1 protein-coding gene is annotated in these 1,434 nt (G+C 68.5%); it reads left to right on the top strand.

What is annotated here, in order from left to right; all coding sequences use genetic code 11:
* The first annotated feature begins 140 nt into the window (after positions 1 to 140).
* The gene (locus tag ACWCYY_RS40830) at positions 141 to 1,379 is read left to right on the top strand and encodes an IS256 family transposase (RefSeq protein ID WP_449798982.1); all 1,239 of its coding nucleotides are present in this window, start codon (positions 141 to 143) and stop codon (positions 1,377 to 1,379) included.
* Positions 1,380 to 1,434: the final 55 nt, after the last annotated feature.

Raw genomic sequence — 1,434 nt, 5'->3', positions numbered from 1 at the left:
GGGTTGCGTCCAGGGGAGTGGTGTACGGGTTCCACCCGTTCCGGGGGTTTCGTCCCGGTGATGGGTGTCGCCTGAGAACGTGAGACGGCCACCGGCTGATTCTTCGAGAACGACCAAGCTCTTGAAGGAGTCACAGCACGATGACCGCACCTGACAGTGTGCCCTTTGCCGTCCTGCTGGAGGAGAACCTGGCCTCGGCGAGTCCCGACTTGTTGCGGACGATGGTGAAGACGTTCGCGGAGGCGATGATGTCCGCGGACGTCGACCGGGCCTGCGGCGGCGAGTACGGCCGGCCGGGCGAGGACCGGGTCAACTCCCGCAACGGATACCGCAATCGGGACTGGGACACCCGGGTCGGCACGATCGACCTGGCGATCCCCAGGGTCCGCTCCGGCTCGTACTTCCCCTCGTGGCTGCTGGAGCGCCGGCGTCGGGCCGAGCAGGCCCTGGTCTCGGTGGTCGCGACCTGCTATCTGCTCGGCGTCTCGACCAGGAGGGTGGAGAAGCTCGCCGAGAGCATGGGAGTCACCCAGCTGTCGAAGTCACAAGTCTCGGAGATGGCCAAGCACTTGGACGAGCGGGTCGCCGAGTTCCGCCACCGCCCGCTCGACCAGGGTCCCTACACCTTCGTCTGGGTCGACGCCCTCACCCAGAAGGTCCGTGAGGGCGGACGGGTCGTCAACGTCCACTGCCTGGTCGCGGTCGGGGTCAACAACGGGGGCCAGCGCGAGGTCCTGGGCCTGGACGTCGCCACCAGCGAGGACGGCGCCGGCTGGCTCGCTTTCCTGCGGTCTCTGGTCGCCCGCGGCCTGGACGGCGTCCAGCTCGTCGTCTCCGATGCCCACGCCGGCCTGGTGGACGCGATCGGCGCGACCCTGCCCGGGGCCTCCTGGCAGCGGTGTCGAACGCACTACGCCCGCAATCTGCTCTCGCAGGTCCCGAAATCGGCCCAGCCCTGGGTCGCCACCCTCCTGCGGACCGTGTTCGAACAGCCCGACGCGAAGGCCGTGCGCCAGCAGATGGCCACCGCCATCGCCGCCCTCGACGAGCGATTCCCCAAAGCCGCAGAGCACTTGGAGGCCGCCCGCGAGGACCTGCTCGCCTTCGCCGCCTTCCCCCGCACGGTCTGGAAGTCGATCTGGTCGAACAACCCGCAGGAGCGGCTGAACAAGGAGATCCGGCGCCGCACCGACGTCGTCGGGATCTTCCCCGACCGCTCCTCCATCATCCGGCTCATCGGCGCGGTCCTGGCCGAGCAGAGCGACGAATGGGCCGAACAACGCCGCTACATCGGCTCCGAGATCCTCGGCCGCTGCCGCCTCCACCCGATCGAGGGAGAAACCCCCGACGAGACCACCCCAACCGCACTCACCGCCTAACCTGAAAACGGATCACCGAGTGGCCGTCGATACACCACGCCAGCGGACGTGACCG

The sequence above is a fragment of the Kitasatospora sp. NPDC001664 genome, from assembly GCF_053596675.1.
Note: the sequence above shows the minus strand (reverse complement) of the source record. Positions and strands in the feature narration are given on the sequence as shown.